At 60.0% G+C, this 16,243-nt stretch carries 11 protein-coding genes and 1 tRNA gene; 7 read left to right on the forward strand and 5 right to left on the reverse strand.

Annotation, left to right across the window (positions count from 1 at the left end; genetic code table 11):
* Positions 1 to 7: 7 nt before the first annotated feature.
* From CSQ91_RS05830 to hpnC, 5 genes are all read right to left on the reverse strand, one after another.
* Positions 8 to 805 (reverse strand): DUF1700 domain-containing protein, encoded by a 798-nt coding sequence (locus tag CSQ91_RS05830; RefSeq protein WP_257217233.1) that lies wholly within the window; start codon positions 803 to 805, stop codon positions 8 to 10.
* Between the two features lie 19 nt (positions 806 to 824).
* Positions 825 to 980, reverse strand: a complete 156-nt coding sequence (locus CSQ91_RS28865) for a hypothetical protein (RefSeq protein WP_180278355.1) — start codon at positions 978 to 980, stop codon at positions 825 to 827.
* Between the two features lie 130 nt (positions 981 to 1,110).
* Positions 1,111 to 2,487 (reverse strand): hydroxysqualene dehydroxylase HpnE, encoded by a 1,377-nt coding sequence (gene hpnE, locus CSQ91_RS05840; protein ID WP_099387654.1) that lies wholly within the window; start codon positions 2,485 to 2,487, stop codon positions 1,111 to 1,113.
* Positions 2,480 to 3,313: a presqualene diphosphate synthase HpnD gene (gene hpnD / locus CSQ91_RS05845; protein WP_058050483.1), complete on the reverse strand. Its 834-nt coding sequence runs from the start codon at positions 3,311 to 3,313 to the stop codon at positions 2,480 to 2,482. Before hpnD ends, hpnE begins: the two co-directional genes overlap by 8 nt.
* A 46-nt stretch (positions 3,314 to 3,359) precedes the next feature.
* Entirely contained in the window at positions 3,360 to 4,241 is an 882-nt protein-coding gene (gene hpnC / locus CSQ91_RS05850) for a squalene synthase HpnC (RefSeq protein ID WP_034787618.1), read from the reverse strand.
* Positions 4,242 to 4,529: 288 nt separating this feature from the next.
* On the opposite strand from hpnC, the gene CSQ91_RS05855 reads away from it, so the two are divergent.
* The 7 genes from CSQ91_RS05855 to lon all read left to right on the forward strand — a co-directional run bounded on the left by CSQ91_RS05855 (position 4,530) and on the right by lon (position 16,094).
* A complete protein-coding gene (locus CSQ91_RS05855) occupies positions 4,530 to 5,693 on the forward strand; it encodes an efflux RND transporter periplasmic adaptor subunit (protein WP_099387655.1) in 1,164 nt (387 codons plus the stop codon).
* Positions 5,690 to 8,788 (forward strand): efflux RND transporter permease subunit, encoded by a 3,099-nt coding sequence (locus tag CSQ91_RS05860; RefSeq protein ID WP_099387656.1) that lies wholly within the window; start codon positions 5,690 to 5,692, stop codon positions 8,786 to 8,788. Before CSQ91_RS05855 ends, CSQ91_RS05860 begins: the two co-directional genes overlap by 4 nt.
* 174 nt (positions 8,789 to 8,962) lie before the next feature.
* Positions 8,963 to 9,045 (forward strand) — tRNA-Leu (locus tag CSQ91_RS05865).
* 726 nt (positions 9,046 to 9,771) lie between these two features.
* Positions 9,772 to 11,112, forward strand: coding sequence for a trigger factor (gene tig, locus CSQ91_RS05870; protein WP_070256539.1), 1,341 nt, complete (start codon positions 9,772 to 9,774; stop codon positions 11,110 to 11,112).
* Positions 11,113 to 11,319: 207 nt separating this feature from the next.
* On the forward strand, positions 11,320 to 11,937 hold the full coding sequence (gene clpP, locus CSQ91_RS05875) for an ATP-dependent Clp endopeptidase proteolytic subunit ClpP (RefSeq protein ID WP_369811567.1): 618 nt from the start codon (positions 11,320 to 11,322) through the stop codon (positions 11,935 to 11,937).
* A gap of 200 nt (positions 11,938 to 12,137) precedes the next feature.
* Positions 12,138 to 13,406, forward strand: coding sequence for an ATP-dependent Clp protease ATP-binding subunit ClpX (clpX, locus tag CSQ91_RS05880; protein ID WP_034787303.1), 1,269 nt, complete (start codon positions 12,138 to 12,140; stop codon positions 13,404 to 13,406).
* Positions 13,407 to 13,682: 276 nt separating this feature from the next.
* On the forward strand, positions 13,683 to 16,094 hold the full coding sequence (lon, locus tag CSQ91_RS05885) for an endopeptidase La (protein ID WP_034787304.1): 2,412 nt from the start codon (positions 13,683 to 13,685) through the stop codon (positions 16,092 to 16,094).
* Positions 16,095 to 16,243 lie beyond the last annotated feature (149 nt).

Below are 16,243 nucleotides of genomic sequence, written 5' to 3' on the forward strand. Positions count from 1 at the left end.
AGCCTTTCTAGTGACCTTTGAGCAGGGAAACATTCATGGCAACGTAGCGCTTGATGCCGATCAAGGTATAGCGCGTTACGACCAGACTGAGCAGGAAGATGGCGATGCCGCCGAGCAGCATACCCACGCCAAAGACGGTTTGCGTGGTGCGCGCATCGCGGTCCATGTCGGTGGAGATGCGGATGCCCCCGCCGGCCAGCGCTTCGGCCCGCTCCATCATGCGCGAGGAAGCGCCGGGCGCCCCGGGCTCGGACTCGGCCGGGTCATGCTGCAAGCGGCCGGGCAGGTGATCGACTTCGATGCCCGTGTCGCCGATGGTGATGCGCGTTTCGCGCCGTTCGCCGTTTTCAACGCCGTCATCGTCGTGGATGAAGACGTGGCGCAGGGGACCGTCGAGCACCAGTTCGTTGGCGCCGGACAAACCGCTGGCCGTGATGGCGATGCCGGCCAGGTAAAAGCTCAGGCCGACGGCGTACAGGGTGGCCAGCAGGGCTGCATACACGGCGGCAGGCACGACCATGAACAGGTTGAAGATGGCCAGGCCCACCAGCGAGACGAGCAGGCGCAGCAGGTTGACGGGGGTTTTCTTTTGCTCGAAAGCCTGGCGGTGCGTGCTGTTGCGCAAGGTAAGGGCGATTTTTTTCGGGTCGCCCAGGTCGTCTGCGATCTCGTGTTCGCTGCGGCCGGCCGCAGCGCCTTCGATGAAGGTCTGTTCGTAATAGTCGAGCGTCTTGGCGACCAGGTCCGGTGGCAAGCCTGCCAGCGCGCGCCGCAGTGCGTCGAGATAATCTTGTTTGTTCATCATATTCTTCCTGTCCGCCGCTTCAGCCCATGGCCGGCAGCAGCATGCTTGCCTGGCTCAGCAGCAATGGTGCCTGTGGCGCCTGCTGTACGTGAATGACGATGAATGTGGCCAGCACCACACCAGCCAGCAGCGCCAGGGCTTTCAAGTTGTTTTTCAAGTGCAAGGTGGTGTGCATGGTATTCCCCGTGGCATGGCCGTTGTCGATGATCAGACTGTACCCAAGCGCACGCGAGCGCACCAGCGCGGTGCGACAGAATGCAATTTCGCGGGGGCGAGCGACACCAGGGGAGGATGCACCGTCAAGTCTACTTTGCCACCTTGCCCGTGGTAATGGCTTTTGCCGCCGCCACGCCGCTGCGCACGGCAGCCTCGATGGTGGCCGGATAGTCTTGCGTCCGGTCATCATTGGCCGTGTAGTCGCCTGCCAGCAGCAAGCCAGGCACGCCGCTGGCGTTGCCGGGGCGAGCCAGGTCGGGCGTGCAGGCAAAGGTGGCGCGCTTTTCCGTGATCAGCTGGGTCCACAGGGGCTGCGCCAGGGCAGGGCGCTGCAACACCTGGGCCAGCTGCGCCGCGATCGCTTGCGCCAGCGGTCCATGGCCTTGCTCGGCGGCATAGCCGGAGGCGCTGATGACGACGGCCAGCAAGCCCGCCTGGTTGCTGTCGAGCTGGCCCCGGTCGAAGACGAACTGGCCCCAGTGCTGTTGCTCCGGCGCATCGACGAGGGCGTAGAACGGCAAGTCCAGGCGCACCGAGGCATCGTACTGCAGGTAACAGGTGCTGATGGCTTCCGGCGTGAACGCTTGCATGCGCTCAATTGCATCGGCAAGGCGGGCATCCTGCAAGCCTTGCAGCAGGCTGGCCGCCTGCACGGACGAGGTGGCCACGATCACGCCATCATAGTGCTCGCCGTCATCGACGCCGTCATCAAGCCCCCAGCGGCCATCGGGCAGCGCCTGCAAAGCGGTCACCTTAGCGCCCGTGCGGACTGCACCGCCATGCTGCACCACGTAGCGGCTTGCCGCGTCGGGTAACAGGGCACTCAGGTTCGCCTTCGGGATCAGCATGTCGGAGGCGCGGCGGCTCGCGCCCAGGCTGTCGCGCAGCACGTTGAGGAAGACGCGGGCCGAGGCGCGCTCGGGCGGGGTATTCAATGCGGCCAGGCACAGCGGGTGCCACATCAGCCGGTTCAGACGGTCCGTCTGGTCGAAGCGCTGCAGCAATTCGCTGACCGAGCAATCGTTATACAGCTGCCAGCCCATCGTCCGCATGGCCGTGGAAAAGCGCATCAGGGCCAGCTTGTCGGCGCGCAATAATCCCTGGGCGCGCAGCAGGGCCCATGCCAGGTGCAGTGGCGCGGGCAGGCGCGGCGCGATGAAATCCATGCCGCCCGAGCCGGCCGGATAGCGCATCTGCAGGGGCAGGGTGAGGATCAGCTTGGCAGGGTCTTGCCCCGCCAGCTTGATGAGGCGCAAGGTTTCCGTGTAAGCGCCCAGCAAGATGTGCTGGCCGTTGTCGAGCACAGTGCTTTCGCGTTCGACCCGGCGCGCGCGTCCGCCCAGGGTGCGCGCCGCCTCGAATACACTCACCGCGTGACCGGCGCGCGCCAGTTCCATGGCCGCCGCGCAGCCAGCCCAGCCGGCGCCGATGACGGCGTAGCGCTGCTTCACGGCCTTGTCAGCCACGAACCCAGGTCTTCCAGGCCAGCCACAGTTTACGGATCGGCGTGAGCGAGATGCGCTGTTTCAGCACGTGGTAGCCGTCGCGTTCGACTTCATTGAGCAGGGTGCGATAGATGGCGGCCATGATCAGGCCCGGGCGCTGGGCGCGGCGGTCTTCTGCCGGCAAGAGCGCGAAGGCTTCGTCATACGCCTTTTGCGCGCGCGCCACTTGGAAACGCATGAGGTTTTCAAAGTTTTCGCTGTGGCGCGCGTTCAGCAAGTCGGCCGCCGTCACATTGAATTGCTGCAGTTCGCTGATCGGCAGGTAGATGCGCCCCTTGCGCGCGTCTTCGCCCACGTCGCGGATGATATTGGTGAGCTGGAAGGCATGGCCCAGCTTTTCCGCATACAGCAGGGTTTCCGGGCGGGTCGCGCCGAAGATGCTGGCCGACAAGATTCCCACCACGCTGGCCACGTGCCAGCAATAGCGGCTCATGGCCTGGTAGTCGAGGTAGCGGGTCTGGTTCAAGTCCATTTCCATGCCGTCGATGATGGCCTGCAAATGCTTTTCTTCCAGTTTATATACGTCCAGGTGCGGCTGCAGCGCGCGCATCACGGGATGCGTGGGATTGCCCTCGTACATGGCCTTGACTTCCTTGCGCCACCAGACCAGCTTGGTGCGTGCCACGGCTTCGTCCGTGCATTCGTCGACCGTGTCATCGACTTCGCGGCAGAAGGCGTACAGGGCCGTGATGGCCTTGCGGCGCTCGGCGGGCAGGAACAGGAAGCTGTAGTAGAAGCTGGAGCCGCTCTGGGCGGCCTTTTGTTGGCAGTATTCGTCGGGAGACATAGTCAAAAGAGCAAGGGTTGCAGATCGAAGCCGCTATTCTATCGTCTTACAGAGTGGGCGACGGGGGAAAAGCCGTTTTTACTTGTGTCTCTTGATGCAAGCTTTTGCGCGACATGCGCAGGGCGCGCCAGAAAATGATCAGCCAGTCGCGTTTCTCCAGCTTGGGGCGGCGCCGGAACACGTCGTAATTGACGGCTTCGATGCACTCGAGTATGCGCAATCCCCCTTGCACCACCAGGCGCAACTCCCAGCCGATGCGCCCGCGCAAACGCAGGGCCAGCGGTGCGCCGGACAGCATCAGGGCGCGCGTGCGGGCCACTTCAAAGCGCATCAGGGCGCTCCACTTGCCGTGCGCCTCGGGCCGCTCGAAGGCGGCGGCGGAGACGGCAAAGCGGGTCAGGTCTTCCATCGGCAGGTAGATGCGCTCTTTTTGCTGGTCGATGGCGACGTCTTGCAAGAAATTAATTAGTTGCAAAGCTGAACATATGGCATCGGAATCGCGTACATTCTGTTCATCGGCCGCGCCATACAGGTGCAGCATCAGCAGCCCCACGGGGTTGGCGGAACGGGCGCAGTAATCGAGCACGTCGTCATAGCTGGCGTAGCGCGTCGTTTCCACATCCTGCTTGAAGGCGGACAACAGATCGTGGAATGGCTTCAGCGGCAACTGGTGTTTGGCAATGACGGCGGCCAAGCGTTCGAACATGGCGGCGTTCTCGCCCCCATGGCCTTCGTGGCGGGCGATGCGGCCCAGCGCCTCTTCGTAGGCGTGCAGGGCCGCCAGGCGCTCGGCCGGCGTGGCGTCGCCTTCGTCGGCCAGGTCGTCGGCGCTGCGGGCGAAGGCATAGATGGCTTCGACGGCGGGCACCAGGCGGCGCGGCAGTAAAAATGATGCAACAGGAAAATTTTCGTAATGGTCTACAGGCATGAACACACTTCTCTAGTCTTGCGTTTGTCCGGCACCCTCAAACGCTGGAATGTGGCCGGGCGTTGTACGTCTCAAGATTAATGACGCATAAGTCACTAAAAACTTTTACGCACGATTATAATTAATAACCAGAAAGTCATTAGGCGAAGAGTACTTCCGCCATGACCAAACTGATATTGTCACAAATTTAAGGATATCGCGTGCGAAAAAGTTTGGCCTGGCCCAAAGGACAGGCAAAAAGTTTCTCCGCATAAAAATATTACAGCCCGCATAGTAAAGGAAAATACCTTGTTTGCCCTGAAAACCCTGCGCCGCGAGACCGGCGCTTCCGCACTTCCTGCCCTGCGGCTGATCGCCGCCGCCGCCCTGGCGATGACCCTGGCGGCCTGTTCCAAGCCTGCCGTCAAAGTGGAAGACGTGCGCCCCGTGCGCGCGATTGTGTTGTCTAGCAGTAATGTTGACGTGAGTGCCGAGCTGTCGGGCGAGGTCGTGCCCCGTGTCGTATCGCAGCTGGGCTTCCGCGTGGGCGGCAAGATCGTGGCGCGCAAGGTCGACGTGGGCGCCAGCGTGAAGAAGGGGCAAGTCCTGATGCAGCTCGATCCTGTCGACTTGCAGCTGTCGCAGGCGCAGGCCAAGGCCTCGCTGGTCAGCGCGGAGACGAGCCGCGACCTGGCGCGCGCGGAATTGAAGCGCTACCAGGATTTGCGCGAGAAGAACTTCGTCAGCCAGGCCGTGCTCGACGGCAAGGATGCCACCTACAAGGCGGCGCAGGCAAACGTGGAAGCGGCCCAGGCCCTGTACCGGGGCCAGGCGAACCAGTCCGGCTATGCCAGCTTGCTGGCTGACGTCGATGGCGTCGTCACGCGCATCGAGGCTGAAGTGGGGCAGGTGGTGGCACCCGGCGCGCCCGTGGTGCAAGTGGCCAGGAGCGGCGAGAAGGAAGTCATGATCGGCATTCCTGAAGATAAGGTTGAAACCTTGCGCGGCGTCAAGGATGTGGTGGTGCGCCTGTGGGCCGACCCGAAGCAGGCGTTGCCGGGCAAGATACGCGAAGTATCGCCCGTGGCCGATGCCGCCACGCGCACCTACCTGGCGAAAGTCAGCATCCCGGACGCGCCGCAGGCACGCCTGGGCATGACGGCCGTGGTGCAGTTCGCCTCGCAAACGACTACGCCGCAGATCAAGGTGCCGTTGACGGCCCTGTTCAATGAGAAATCGCAAAGTTCCGTGTGGGTGGTGGAAAACGGCGCCGTGAAGCTCGTGCCGGTGACGGTGGGCGGCGTGGCGGGCAATGAGTTGCTGCTGACCTCGGGCGTGAAGGAAGGCCAGACGGTCGTCACGGCCGGCGTCAACCTGCTCAAGCCGGGCCAGAAAGTGACCATTCTCGGCGCCGAACTGGCCAGCAAGCCTGAAGTGGCCGCCGCCCCCGTCAGCGTGGGTGCGGCCAAATGAAGGGCGGCTTCAATCTGTCGCGCTGGGCGCTCGAACACATCCCGCTGACGCGCTACCTGATGGCCGTGCTGCTGATCGGCGGCATGCTCAGCTACGCCAGCCTGGGCCAGGATGAAGATCCCCCGTTCACCTTCCGCGCCATGGTCTTGCAAGCCTACTGGCCCGGCGCCACGGCCTTGCAGATGGCCGAGCAGGTGACGGACAAGCTGGAAAAGAAACTGCAGGAAACGCCGTACATCGACGAGATCACCAGCTATTCGAAGCCGGGCGAAACCTTGATCCTGCTGGAGTTGCGCGAATCGGCGCCGCCCAAGGAAACGGCGGCCGCCTGGTACCAGGTGCGCAAGAAGATCGGCGACATCCAGGGTACCTTGCCGGCCGGCGTCGTGGGCCCGTTCTTCAATGACGAGTTCGGCGACACGTACGGCTCCATCTTCGCCCTGTCCGGCGATGGTTTTACGTACGCGGAAATGAAGGATTACGCGGACAAGGTGCGCCAGGAACTGCTGGCCGTGGGGCAGGTATCGAAGGTGGAGCTGTTCGGCGTGCAGGATGAAAAGATCAATATCATCTTTTCGCACAAGAAATTTGCCCAGCTGGGCATTCCGTTCGACGCCATCGTGCAGCAACTGTCCGCGCAAAACAGCATCAACGCCACCGGCGTGCTGGTGACGCCGACGGACAATCTGCAAGTGCGCGTGACGGGCGCCATGGTGACCGTCAAGGACCTGGAAAACCTGGAACTGCGCGCCAACGGCACGACTTTCCGCCTTGGTGATTTTGCCACAGTAAAACGTGAACTCGTCGATCCTCCCAAGGACAAGATGCGTTTCAATGGCAAGGAAGTGATCGGCCTGGGCGTGTCGATGGAAAAGGGCGGCAATATCATCGACATGGGCAAGGCCTTGCAGGCGACGGTGACGCGCATGAAGAGCGAATTGCCGGTCGGCATAGAGTTGCAGCGCGTGTCGAACCAGCCGGAAGCCGTGTCCGCCTCCGTGGGTGAATTCGTGCATACCCTGATCGAAGCCATCCTGATCGTGCTGGCCGTCAGCTTTGTCGCGCTGGGCTTGCACACCAAGCCGCTGCGCATCGACGTGCGGCCCGGCCTGGTGGTGGCGCTGACCATCCCGCTGGTGCTGGCCGTCACCTTCCTGTTCATGCGCCTGCTCGACATCGACTTGCACAAGATTTCCCTGGGCGCCCTGATCATCGCGCTGGGCTTGCTGGTCGATGACGCCATCATTGCCGTCGAGATGATGGTGCGCAAGATGGAAGAGGGCATGTCGCGTTTCGACGCGGCCACCTTCGCCTACACATCGACGGCCATGCCCATGCTGACGGGCACCCTGATCACGGTGGCGGGCTTCTTGCCCATCGGCCTGGCCAAGTCGGCCGCCGGCGAATACACGTTCTCCTTGTTCTCCGTCAATGCGTTGGCCTTGATTATCTCGTGGGTGGTGGCCGTCGTCTTCACGCCCTACATCGGCTACGTCTTGCTGAAGGTCAAGCCGCACGCGCACAACGACCATGAATTGTTCGATACGCCGAACTTCCGCCGCTTCCGCCGCGCCGTCACCTGGTGCGTGGAATGGCGCAAGACGACGATCGCCGCCACCCTGGCCATCTTTGCGCTGGGCATCTATGGCTTTAACTTTATCGAAAAGCAATTCTTCCCCGATTCCAGTCGTCCTGAGCTGATGGTGGAACTGTGGTCGCCTGAAGGCACGACCTTTGCGGCGAATGAAAAGCAGGTCAAGAAATTCGAAGCGTTCGTCGGCAAGCTCGACGGCGTGGAAAGCGTGACCAGCTATGTCGGCACGGGTAGCCCCCGTTTCTACCTGCCGCTGGACCAGATTTTCCCGCAGACCAACGTATCGCAAGTGGTGGTCTTGCCGAAGAGCCTGGCCGACCGCGAACGCTTGCGCCGGCAAATCGTCGATGTCTTCAAGAAAGATTTCCCGGAAGTGCGGGGCCGCGTAAAACTGTTGCCGAACGGACCGCCGGTGCCGTATCCCGTGCAGTTTCGCGTCACGGGACCGGAAGTGGCCGGTGTGCGCGCCATCGCCGACCAGGTCAAGGACATCATGCGCGCCAATCCGAACACCCTGGGCGTGAACGACAACTGGAATGAATCGGTGAAAGTGCTGCGCCTGGACCTGGACCAGGACAAGATGCGCGCGCTGGGCGTCACCTCGAAAACGGTGATGCAGGCGGCCAATACGATTCTGTCGGGCACCGTCATCGGCCAATTCCGTGAAGACAATAAGCTGATCGACATCCAGGTGCGCCAGCCGCTGGAAGAGCGGGCGACGATTTCCGTGCTGAACGACACGAATATCCCGACGGCGACGGGCAAGTCCGTGCCCATCTCGCAGCTGGCCCGCGCGCATTTCGTGTGGGAGCCGGGTGTCGTCTGGCGCGACAAGCGTGAATGGGCCATTACCGTGCAATCGGACGTGATCGATGGCATCCAGGGCGCGACGGTGTCGACGCAGCTGGCACCGCAGCTGGACGCCTTGCGGGCCAAGTTGCCGGCCGGCTACCGCATCAATGTGAAAGGCGTGGCGGCCGACAGCGGCGAGGCGGAAGCGTCGATCTCGGCGAACTTGCCGCTGGCTATCTTTATCATCTTCACCTTGCTGATGCTGCAGCTGCACAGTTTTTCGCGTTCCCTGCTGGTGTTCCTGACGGGGCCGCTGGGCGTGGCGGGCGCCGCCTTTGCCTTGCTGCTGCTGCACCGCCCGCTGGGTTTCGTGGCCAACCTGGGTGTCATCGCGCTGTTTGGCATGATCATCCGCAACTCGGTGATCCTTGTCGACCAGATCGAGCAAGACATCCGCGATGGTTCGGCCCCATGGGACGCCATCATCGACTCGGCCGTGCGCCGCTGCCGTCCCATCGTGCTGACGGCCGCCGCCGCGGCGCTGGCCATGATCCCGTTGTCGCGCTCGGTGTTCTGGGGGCCGATGGCAGTCGCCATCATGGGTGGCCTGATCCTGGCGACGGCCTTGACCTTGCTGTTCTTGCCGGCCCTGTATGCGGCCTGGTTCCGGGTCAGGAAGCCGGAGCCGGCGACCGCAAAAGAGGGCTAGCAGCCAGCGCCAGGGCGCGGGCATAAAAAAGGCGGCATTCCTCTGGGAAATCCAGTAGAATGCCGCCTTTGCTTTACCGAGGGCTTGCTCGTTGAGTCCACGGTAGCCAGATCGCTCCCGAGTTGTTAAAATCAGGGAGTCGCCTGTGGCAAGCAGTGCAAAGTAGTACAAAATGCGGATGTGGTGGAATTGGTAGACACGCTGGTCTTAGAAGCCAGTGCTTCGGCTTGGGAGTTCGAGTCTCCCCATCCGCACCAATCCGGGTTGTTCCAGCCCGGACGTGCAGCACCATCAAGTTGTTCTTCAGCCTCGTTGCAGGCGTCTTTCCTGTTTTTCCTGTCGCCTTTCCTGTATTTCCGTCATCCGGGCTGCCTTTGCTTGCGCCATTTTTCGCCAGAGATCGGACGGCAGGGAAGGGCCCGGGCGGAGATTTGCCTGAAAAATGGCCAAATTGAGGTAAATCAAAGGTTTTTTGCCCGAAATCTTCGCTCTGGGCGCATTTCTTTGTTTCGGACGGGGCGCCAGTTCGCATATACTAATGAACGAAGCAGGCTGGAAAGCCTGTCTCTGGCGAAATAAAGAATGCCGGGGCAAGAGTAAAGACAGGGCACCCCCAGGCTGTGGCGATTCATTCGCCGCCGCTGGTATCCTCTGTGGCCGGGCTGCAAAGCCAGCCACTTTCCCGAAGTCCTTTGTTATAATGCCACGCTTTACCGAATGATGGCCGGCCCTGCATTTACTTAGAAGCAAGGCTGGACGCTCGGAGCCCTGTCGCAGTACTGGAAGCGGCGGATTGTTTGGTGCCTGGTGCGGGTTTTTCCCTCAGCCGGGTAGACCAGGTCCATTGTCCTGCTTGCAGTACTTTTACAGATGAATATGCGAGCGAGTGAAGCTGGGCCCATGTCTTGTTGCCAGTGATGGTGCAAGGGGTCGGGTCTTCTTTTCTCGCACCAACAGTGTTTATTTTTTGGACGATTTTTTACATGGCAACTGCAGTCGAAACCTTGGGCAAACTCGAACGTCGTATCACGATCTCCTTCCCGCTGACGGACGTCCGCACGGAAGTTGAGAAGCGCCTGAAAGTGCAAGCCCGTACGGCTAAGGCACCGGGCTTCCGTCCGGGCAAAGTGCCGTTGAAAATGGTCGCAGCACAATACGGCTACCAAATTGAATCCGAAGTGCTGAACGACAAAGTCGGCCGCGCGTTCAACGACGCCGCCAACGAAAACAATCTGCGCGTGGCGGGTTTCCCGAACATCGTGCCGAAAGAAGAAGCAGCCGAAGGCCAGCTGGCTTTCGACGCAACGTTCGAAGTGTATCCGGAAGTCGCCATCGGCGACCTGACGGCCGTTGAAATCGAAACCGTGCAAGCCGACGTGTCGGAAGCCGAAATCGACAAGACCATCGACATCCTGCGCAAGCAGCGCGTGCACTTCCACACCAAGGGCGAAGCTGGCGAACACGGCGACGGCGGTGAGCCGATCGCTGCCAACGGCGACCGCGTGACCGTCGACTTCGTCGGCTCGATCGACGGTGTTGAATTCCCAGGCGGCAAAGCTGAAGGCTACGCTTTCGTGCTGGGCGAAGGCCGCATGCTGCCAGAATTCGAAGCAGCGACCCTGGGCCTGAAAGTAGGCGAGTCGAAGACTTTCCCGCTGTCGTTCCCAGAGGACTACCACGGTAAAGACGTTGCCGGCAAAACCGCTTCGTTCACCATCACCCTGCAAAAACTGGAATGGGCGCACCTGCCGGAAGTCGATGCTGAATTCGCAAAGTCGCTGGGCGTTGCCGATGGCGACCTGGCCAAAATGCGCGAAGACATCAAAGTCAACCTGCAACGTGAAGTCGCTGGCCGCGTAAAAGCACGCAACAAGGAAGCCGTCATGGACGCGCTGATCAAAGTTGCTGAGCTGGAAGTGCCAAAAACGCTGATCGCTCAGGATTCCGAGCGCCTGGCCGAAATGACCCGCCAGGACATGGCGCAGCGCGGCATGAACGTCAAGGACGTGCCTTTCCCAGCAGAACTGTTCGCAGAAAAAGCCGAGCGTCGCGTACGCCTGGGCCTGATCCTGTCGCAACTGGTTGGCGACAACAAGCTGCAGGCTACTCCTGAGCAAGTCAAGGCGCAAATCGAAGATTTCGCCCAAAGCTACGAAGATCCACGCGAAGTGCTGAAGTACTACTACAGCGACCGTCGTCGTCTGGGTGAGATCGAAGCCCTTGTATTGGAAGAAAACGTCGTCACCTACGTGTTGGGCCTGTCGAAAGTCACGACGAAAGCAGTTGCTTTCGACGAACTGATGGGAAGCAACGCACAAGCGTAAACCAGTTGGTATTGGGATGCCATGATAGCTTTTAACACCTGATAAAACCGTAGCGAGCGGATGGAAGTTGTGGCTGAGAAGCGGAGCTGTGCGAATGCACAGTGAGCATCGGAGGCCGCAAATCGCGACGCGCAGTAGGTTTTGTCAGGTGTCTCAAGGTGGTGGTAGTATCCCCTAACTGCTTCACAAGGAAATGAAATGACAGGTATGAACCGTAATCCGGCGCTGGACACAGAGATGCTCGGCCTGGTGCCGATGGTGGTGGAACAAAGCGGTCGCGGCGAGCGCTCGTATGATATTTACTCGCGCCTGCTGAAAGAACGCTTGATTTTCATGGTCGGCCCGGTCAATGACCAGATGGCCAACCTGGTTGTCGCCCAGCTGCTGTTCCTGGAAAGCGAAAATCCGGAAAAGGAAATCTCGCTCTACATCAACTCGCCAGGTGGTTCGGTCTCGGCCGGCATGGCCATCTACGACACCATGCAGTTCATCAAGCCGGACGTCTCGACCCTGTGCACGGGCATGGCTGCTTCGATGGGCGCTTTCCTGCTGGCCGCTGGCGCCAAGGGCAAGCGTTTCTCGCTGCCGAACTCGCGCATCATGATTCACCAGCCGTCCGGTGGTTCGCAAGGCATGGCGTCCGATATCGAGATCCAGGCGAAGGAAATCCTTTACCTGCGCACCCGCTTGAACGGCATCATGGCCGAGCGCACGGGCCAGACGATCGAACAGATCGCCAAGGACACCGACCGCGACCGTTTCATGTCCGCCGACGAGGCCGTTGAGTATGGTTTGATCGACAAAGTGTTGACCAGCCGCGCTTGATGAGCCCCTACCGGTATTGCTAAGTACGTAAGTTAACGCCCGGGCGCTCAAACGTTCGGGCGTTTCGCTTTTATTTCGGGTAGCATGGAGCTTGTGCGCGTTGTTGACTTGCGCCATGGCTAGCGGCCTTTACGGGCGGCAACCAACATCCGGCTTGCGATTTTGCAATATTGTTAATGCAGTTCCAACCAAAATGCCTTATGTCAGACAAAAAATCCTCTAGCGGCGAAAAATTACTGTATTGCTCGTTCTGCGGCAAAAGCCAGCACGAGGTGAAGAAACTCATCGCCGGCCCGTCCGTATTCATTTGCGACGAGTGCATCGACTTGTGCAACGACATCATCCGTGATGAAACGTCGAGCATCGAGACGGTGACCGGTACCAAATCCGACCTGCCGACGCCGCAAGAAATTGCCGCCTTGCTCGATCAGTACGTGATCGGCCAGCAGACTGCCAAGCGCATCCTGTCGGTGGCGGTGTACAACCATTACAAGCGCCTCAAGCACCTGGGCAAGAAAGACGACATCGAACTGGCCAAGAGCAACATCTTGCTGGTCGGTCCTACCGGTTCGGGCAAGACCCTGCTGGCACAGACCCTGGCGCGCATGCTCAACGTGCCGTTCGTGATCGCCGACGCCACCACCCTGACCGAAGCCGGTTACGTGGGTGAAGACGTGGAAAACATCATCCAGAAGCTGCTGCAAAGCTGCAACTATGACGTCGAGAAAGCCCAGCGCGGCATCGTCTACATCGATGAGATCGACAAGATTTCGCGCAAGTCCGACAATCCGTCCATCACGCGCGACGTGTCGGGCGAGGGCGTGCAGCAAGCCTTGCTCAAACTCATCGAAGGCACGATGGCTTCCGTGCCGCCACAAGGCGGCCGCAAGCACCCGAACCAGGATTTCGTGCAGATCGACACGACCAACATCATGTTCATTTGCGGCGGCGCCTTTGACGGCCTGTCGAAAGTGATCGCCAACCGTTCCGAAAAGAGCGGTATCGGTTTCTCGGCCACGGTGCGCAGCAAGTCGCAAAGCACGGCCAGCGAACTGATGTTGCAAGCGGAACCGGAAGATCTGGTCAAGTTCGGCCTGATCCCGGAACTGGTGGGCCGTCTGCCCGTTATCGCCACCCTGGCTGAATTGACGGAAGAAGCGCTGATCCAGATCCTGGTCGAGCCGAAGAATGCGCTGATCAAGCAGTATTCGAAGCTGCTCGAGATGGAAGGCGCGGAACTGGAGATTCGTCCGGCCGCCCTGCATGCGATCGCCAAGAAGGCGCTGGCGCGCAAGACCGGTGCCCGTGGCCTGCGTTCCATCCTGGAACATGCTTTGCTGGACGTCATGTACGAACTGCCGAGCGAACAAAATGTGGTGAAAGTCGTCATCGACGAAAATACCATCACCAGCGGCGCCAAACCTTTGTTGATTTATCAAGAGACTGCCAAGGCCTCCGGAGAAAATTGATTACTGCCGAGACAAATGCATAAAAAGGGTTTTGATTCCTTAATGCATGGCAGTACAATTTAAATCAATGAGTGCAGGCTTCAATCGGAAAGCCACTCGCGGCGCTTAGCTGCGCGTGGCTTTTTTACTGTGAAAACTGCATTTATTACCGTCATGCGGGTGTGTTTTGCGAAATAGACAGAAAAATGTTTGTTTCACAGAATTATTTATTCTCGCCGGTCTTGTGTTTTGGCAGCGAGCGCCAACATCGTAAACACGCTTTCTATAAGGTACGCCATGACAACTTCCAAATTAACTGAGCAAACTCAACTGCCGTTATTGCCGTTGCGGGATGTCGTCGTTTTCCCGCATATGGTGATACCGCTGTTCGTTGGCCGTCCAAAGTCGATCAAGGCGCTGGAAGCTGCGATGGAGCAGGGTAAGAGCATCATGCTTGCCGCTCAAAAAGCAGCCGCGAAGGACGAGCCGTCTCCTTCGGATATCTATGAAATTGGCTGCGTCGCCAATATTCTGCAAATGCTGAAGCTGCCCGATGGCACCGTCAAGGTGCTGGTCGAAGGCGCGCAGCGTGCCCGCATCAACCACATCAGCGATGCGCCGACGCACTTCATCGCCGACCTGACGCCGCTCGAGTCCGAGCCGGGCGACGAGTCGGAAGTCGAAGCCATGCGCCGCGCGATCGTGCAGCAGTTCGACCAGTACGTCAAACTGAACAAAAAGATTCCACCGGAAATCCTCGCTTCGCTGTCGGGCATCGACGATGCCGGCCGCCTGGCCGACACGGTGGCCGCGCATCTGCCGCTGAAGCTTGAGCAAAAACAAGTCATCCTGGAAATTTTCAGCGTGGCCAAGCGCCTCGAGCACCTGCTGGGCCAGCTCGAAGGCGAGCTCGACATCCTGCAGGTGGAAAAGCGCATCCGCGGCCGCGTCAAGCGCCAGATGGAAAAGTCGCAGCGCGAGTACTACCTGAACGAGCAAGTCAAGGCGATCCAGAAGGAGCTGGGCGAGGGCGAAGATGGTGCCGACCTCGACGAGCTGGAGAAAAAAGTCGCTTCGGCAAAGATGCCGAAGGAAGCGCTCGACAAGGCCACCAACGAGCTGAAAAAACTCAAGCTGATGTCGCCGATGTCGGCTGAAGCCACCGTCGTGCGCAACTACATCGACACCCTGGTCAATTTGCCTTGGAAAAAGAAATCCAAGGTCAATAACGACCTGGCGAATGCGGAAAAAGTGCTCGAGGGCGACCACTACGGCCTCGACAAGGTCAAGGAACGCATCCTGGAATACCTCGCGGTGCAACAGCGCGTCGACAAGCTGAAAGCGCCTATCCTGTGCTTCGTCGGTCCTCCGGGCGTCGGCAAGACTTCGCTGGGCCAGTCCATCGCCCGCGCGACGAACCGCAAGTTCGTGCGCATGGCCCTGGGCGGCGTGCGCGACGAAGCCGAGATCCGCGGCCACCGCCGCACCTACATCGGCTCGATGCCGGGCAAGATATTGCAATCGCTGTCGAAAGTCGGCGTGCGCAATCCTTTGTTCCTGCTCGATGAAGTCGACAAGATGGGCGCCGATTTCCGTGGCGATCCATCGTCGGCCCTGCTGGAAGTGCTCGATCCGGAACAGAACCACACGTTCTCCGACCATTACATCGAAGTCGATTTCGACTTGTCCGACGTGATGTTCGTGGCCACGTCGAATTCGTACAACATTCCGCCTGCCTTGCTCGACCGTATGGAAGTGATCCGTCTGTCCGGTTACACGGAAGACGAAAAGACCAGCATCGCGCAGCGTTATCTGCTGCCGAAGCAGATCAAGAACAATGGCTTGAAGGAAGAGGAAATCTCGGTGGCCGAGTCGGCCTTGCGCGACATCATCCGCTACTACACGCGGGAAGCCGGTGTGCGTTCGCTCGAGCGTGAAGTGTCGAAGATCTGCCGCAAGGTGGTCAAGATGCTGCTGCTGAAGAAATCCGACAAGAAAGTCATCGTCAACTCGAAGAACCTGGATAAATTCCTTGGCGTGCGCCGTTATGATTTCGGTGTCGCAGAGAAAGAAAACCAGGTAGGCCAGGTGGTTGGTCTGGCATGGACGGAAGTGGGCGGCGATCTGCTGACCATCGAAGCCGTGTCGATGCCGGGCAAGGGCGGCATCATCCGCACGGGTACCCTGGGCGACGTCATGAAAGAGTCGATCGAGGCAGCCCGCACGGTGGTGCGCAGCCGGGCACAGCGCCTGGGCATCAAGGCGGACGTGTTCGAGAAGAGCGACATCCACATCCACGTGCCGGAAGGCGCGACACCGAAGGACGGTCCTTCGGCTGGCGCGGCCATGACGGTGGCGATGGTGTCGGTCTTCACGGGCATCCCCGTGCGCGCCGACGTGGCGATGACGGGCGAGATCACCTTGCGCGGCGAAGTATTGCCGATCGGTGGCCTGAAGGAAAAGCTGCTGGCAGCGCATCGCGGCGGCATCAAGACGGTCCTGATTCCAGAGCAGAATGTGAAAGACCTGGCCGATATTCCGGACAACGTCAAGAACAAACTGGAGATCGTTCCCGTGCGCTGGATCGACAAAGTGCTGGAAATCGCCCTCGAACGCATGCCTGAAGCGTTGGCGGACGTCGCTGCGGTGGAGGCTGTCACGGCTGCCGCGGCCAAGCCTGACGCGGCCGGCGAGGTAGTAAAACACTAACGTTTTACCCCTGTTTTCCCCAAACAAGCGCTTTTAGAGCGCTTGTTTTATATTGAAACGTGAATTGCGCCCCCAAAGCGCTTGACACATATACAGTGTGGCTTGTTTAATACGCCTGCACATTTTTTTCGCCGGACAGCTGTGGTGCC

The organism is Janthinobacterium sp. BJB301, from assembly GCF_002735685.1.
GTDB lineage: Bacteria > Pseudomonadota > Gammaproteobacteria > Burkholderiales > Burkholderiaceae_D > Janthinobacterium > Janthinobacterium lividum.

What these genes read in the sequence shown, in the direction of transcription:
- tig (WP_070256539.1), top strand. Translation starts at nt 9,772, where the DNA reads ATGGCAACTGCAGTCGAAACCTTGGGCAAACTCGAACGTCGTATCACG.
- CSQ91_RS05830 (WP_257217233.1), bottom strand. Translation starts at nt 805, where the DNA reads ATGATGAACAAACAAGATTATCTCGACGCACTGCGGCGCGCGCTGGCA.
- hpnD (WP_058050483.1), bottom strand. Translation starts at nt 3,313, where the DNA reads ATGTCTCCCGACGAATACTGCCAACAAAAGGCCGCCCAGAGCGGCTCC.
- CSQ91_RS05860 (WP_099387656.1), top strand. Translation starts at nt 5,690, where the DNA reads ATGAAGGGCGGCTTCAATCTGTCGCGCTGGGCGCTCGAACACATCCCG.
- lon (WP_034787304.1), top strand. Translation starts at nt 13,683, where the DNA reads ATGACAACTTCCAAATTAACTGAGCAAACTCAACTGCCGTTATTGCCG.
- hpnC (WP_034787618.1), bottom strand. Translation starts at nt 4,241, where the DNA reads ATGCCTGTAGACCATTACGAAAATTTTCCTGTTGCATCATTTTTACTG.
- clpX (WP_034787303.1), top strand. Translation starts at nt 12,138, where the DNA reads ATGTCAGACAAAAAATCCTCTAGCGGCGAAAAATTACTGTATTGCTCG.
- CSQ91_RS28865 (WP_180278355.1), bottom strand. Translation starts at nt 980, where the DNA reads ATGCACACCACCTTGCACTTGAAAAACAACTTGAAAGCCCTGGCGCTG.
- clpP (WP_369811567.1), top strand. Translation starts at nt 11,320, where the DNA reads ATGAACCGTAATCCGGCGCTGGACACAGAGATGCTCGGCCTGGTGCCG.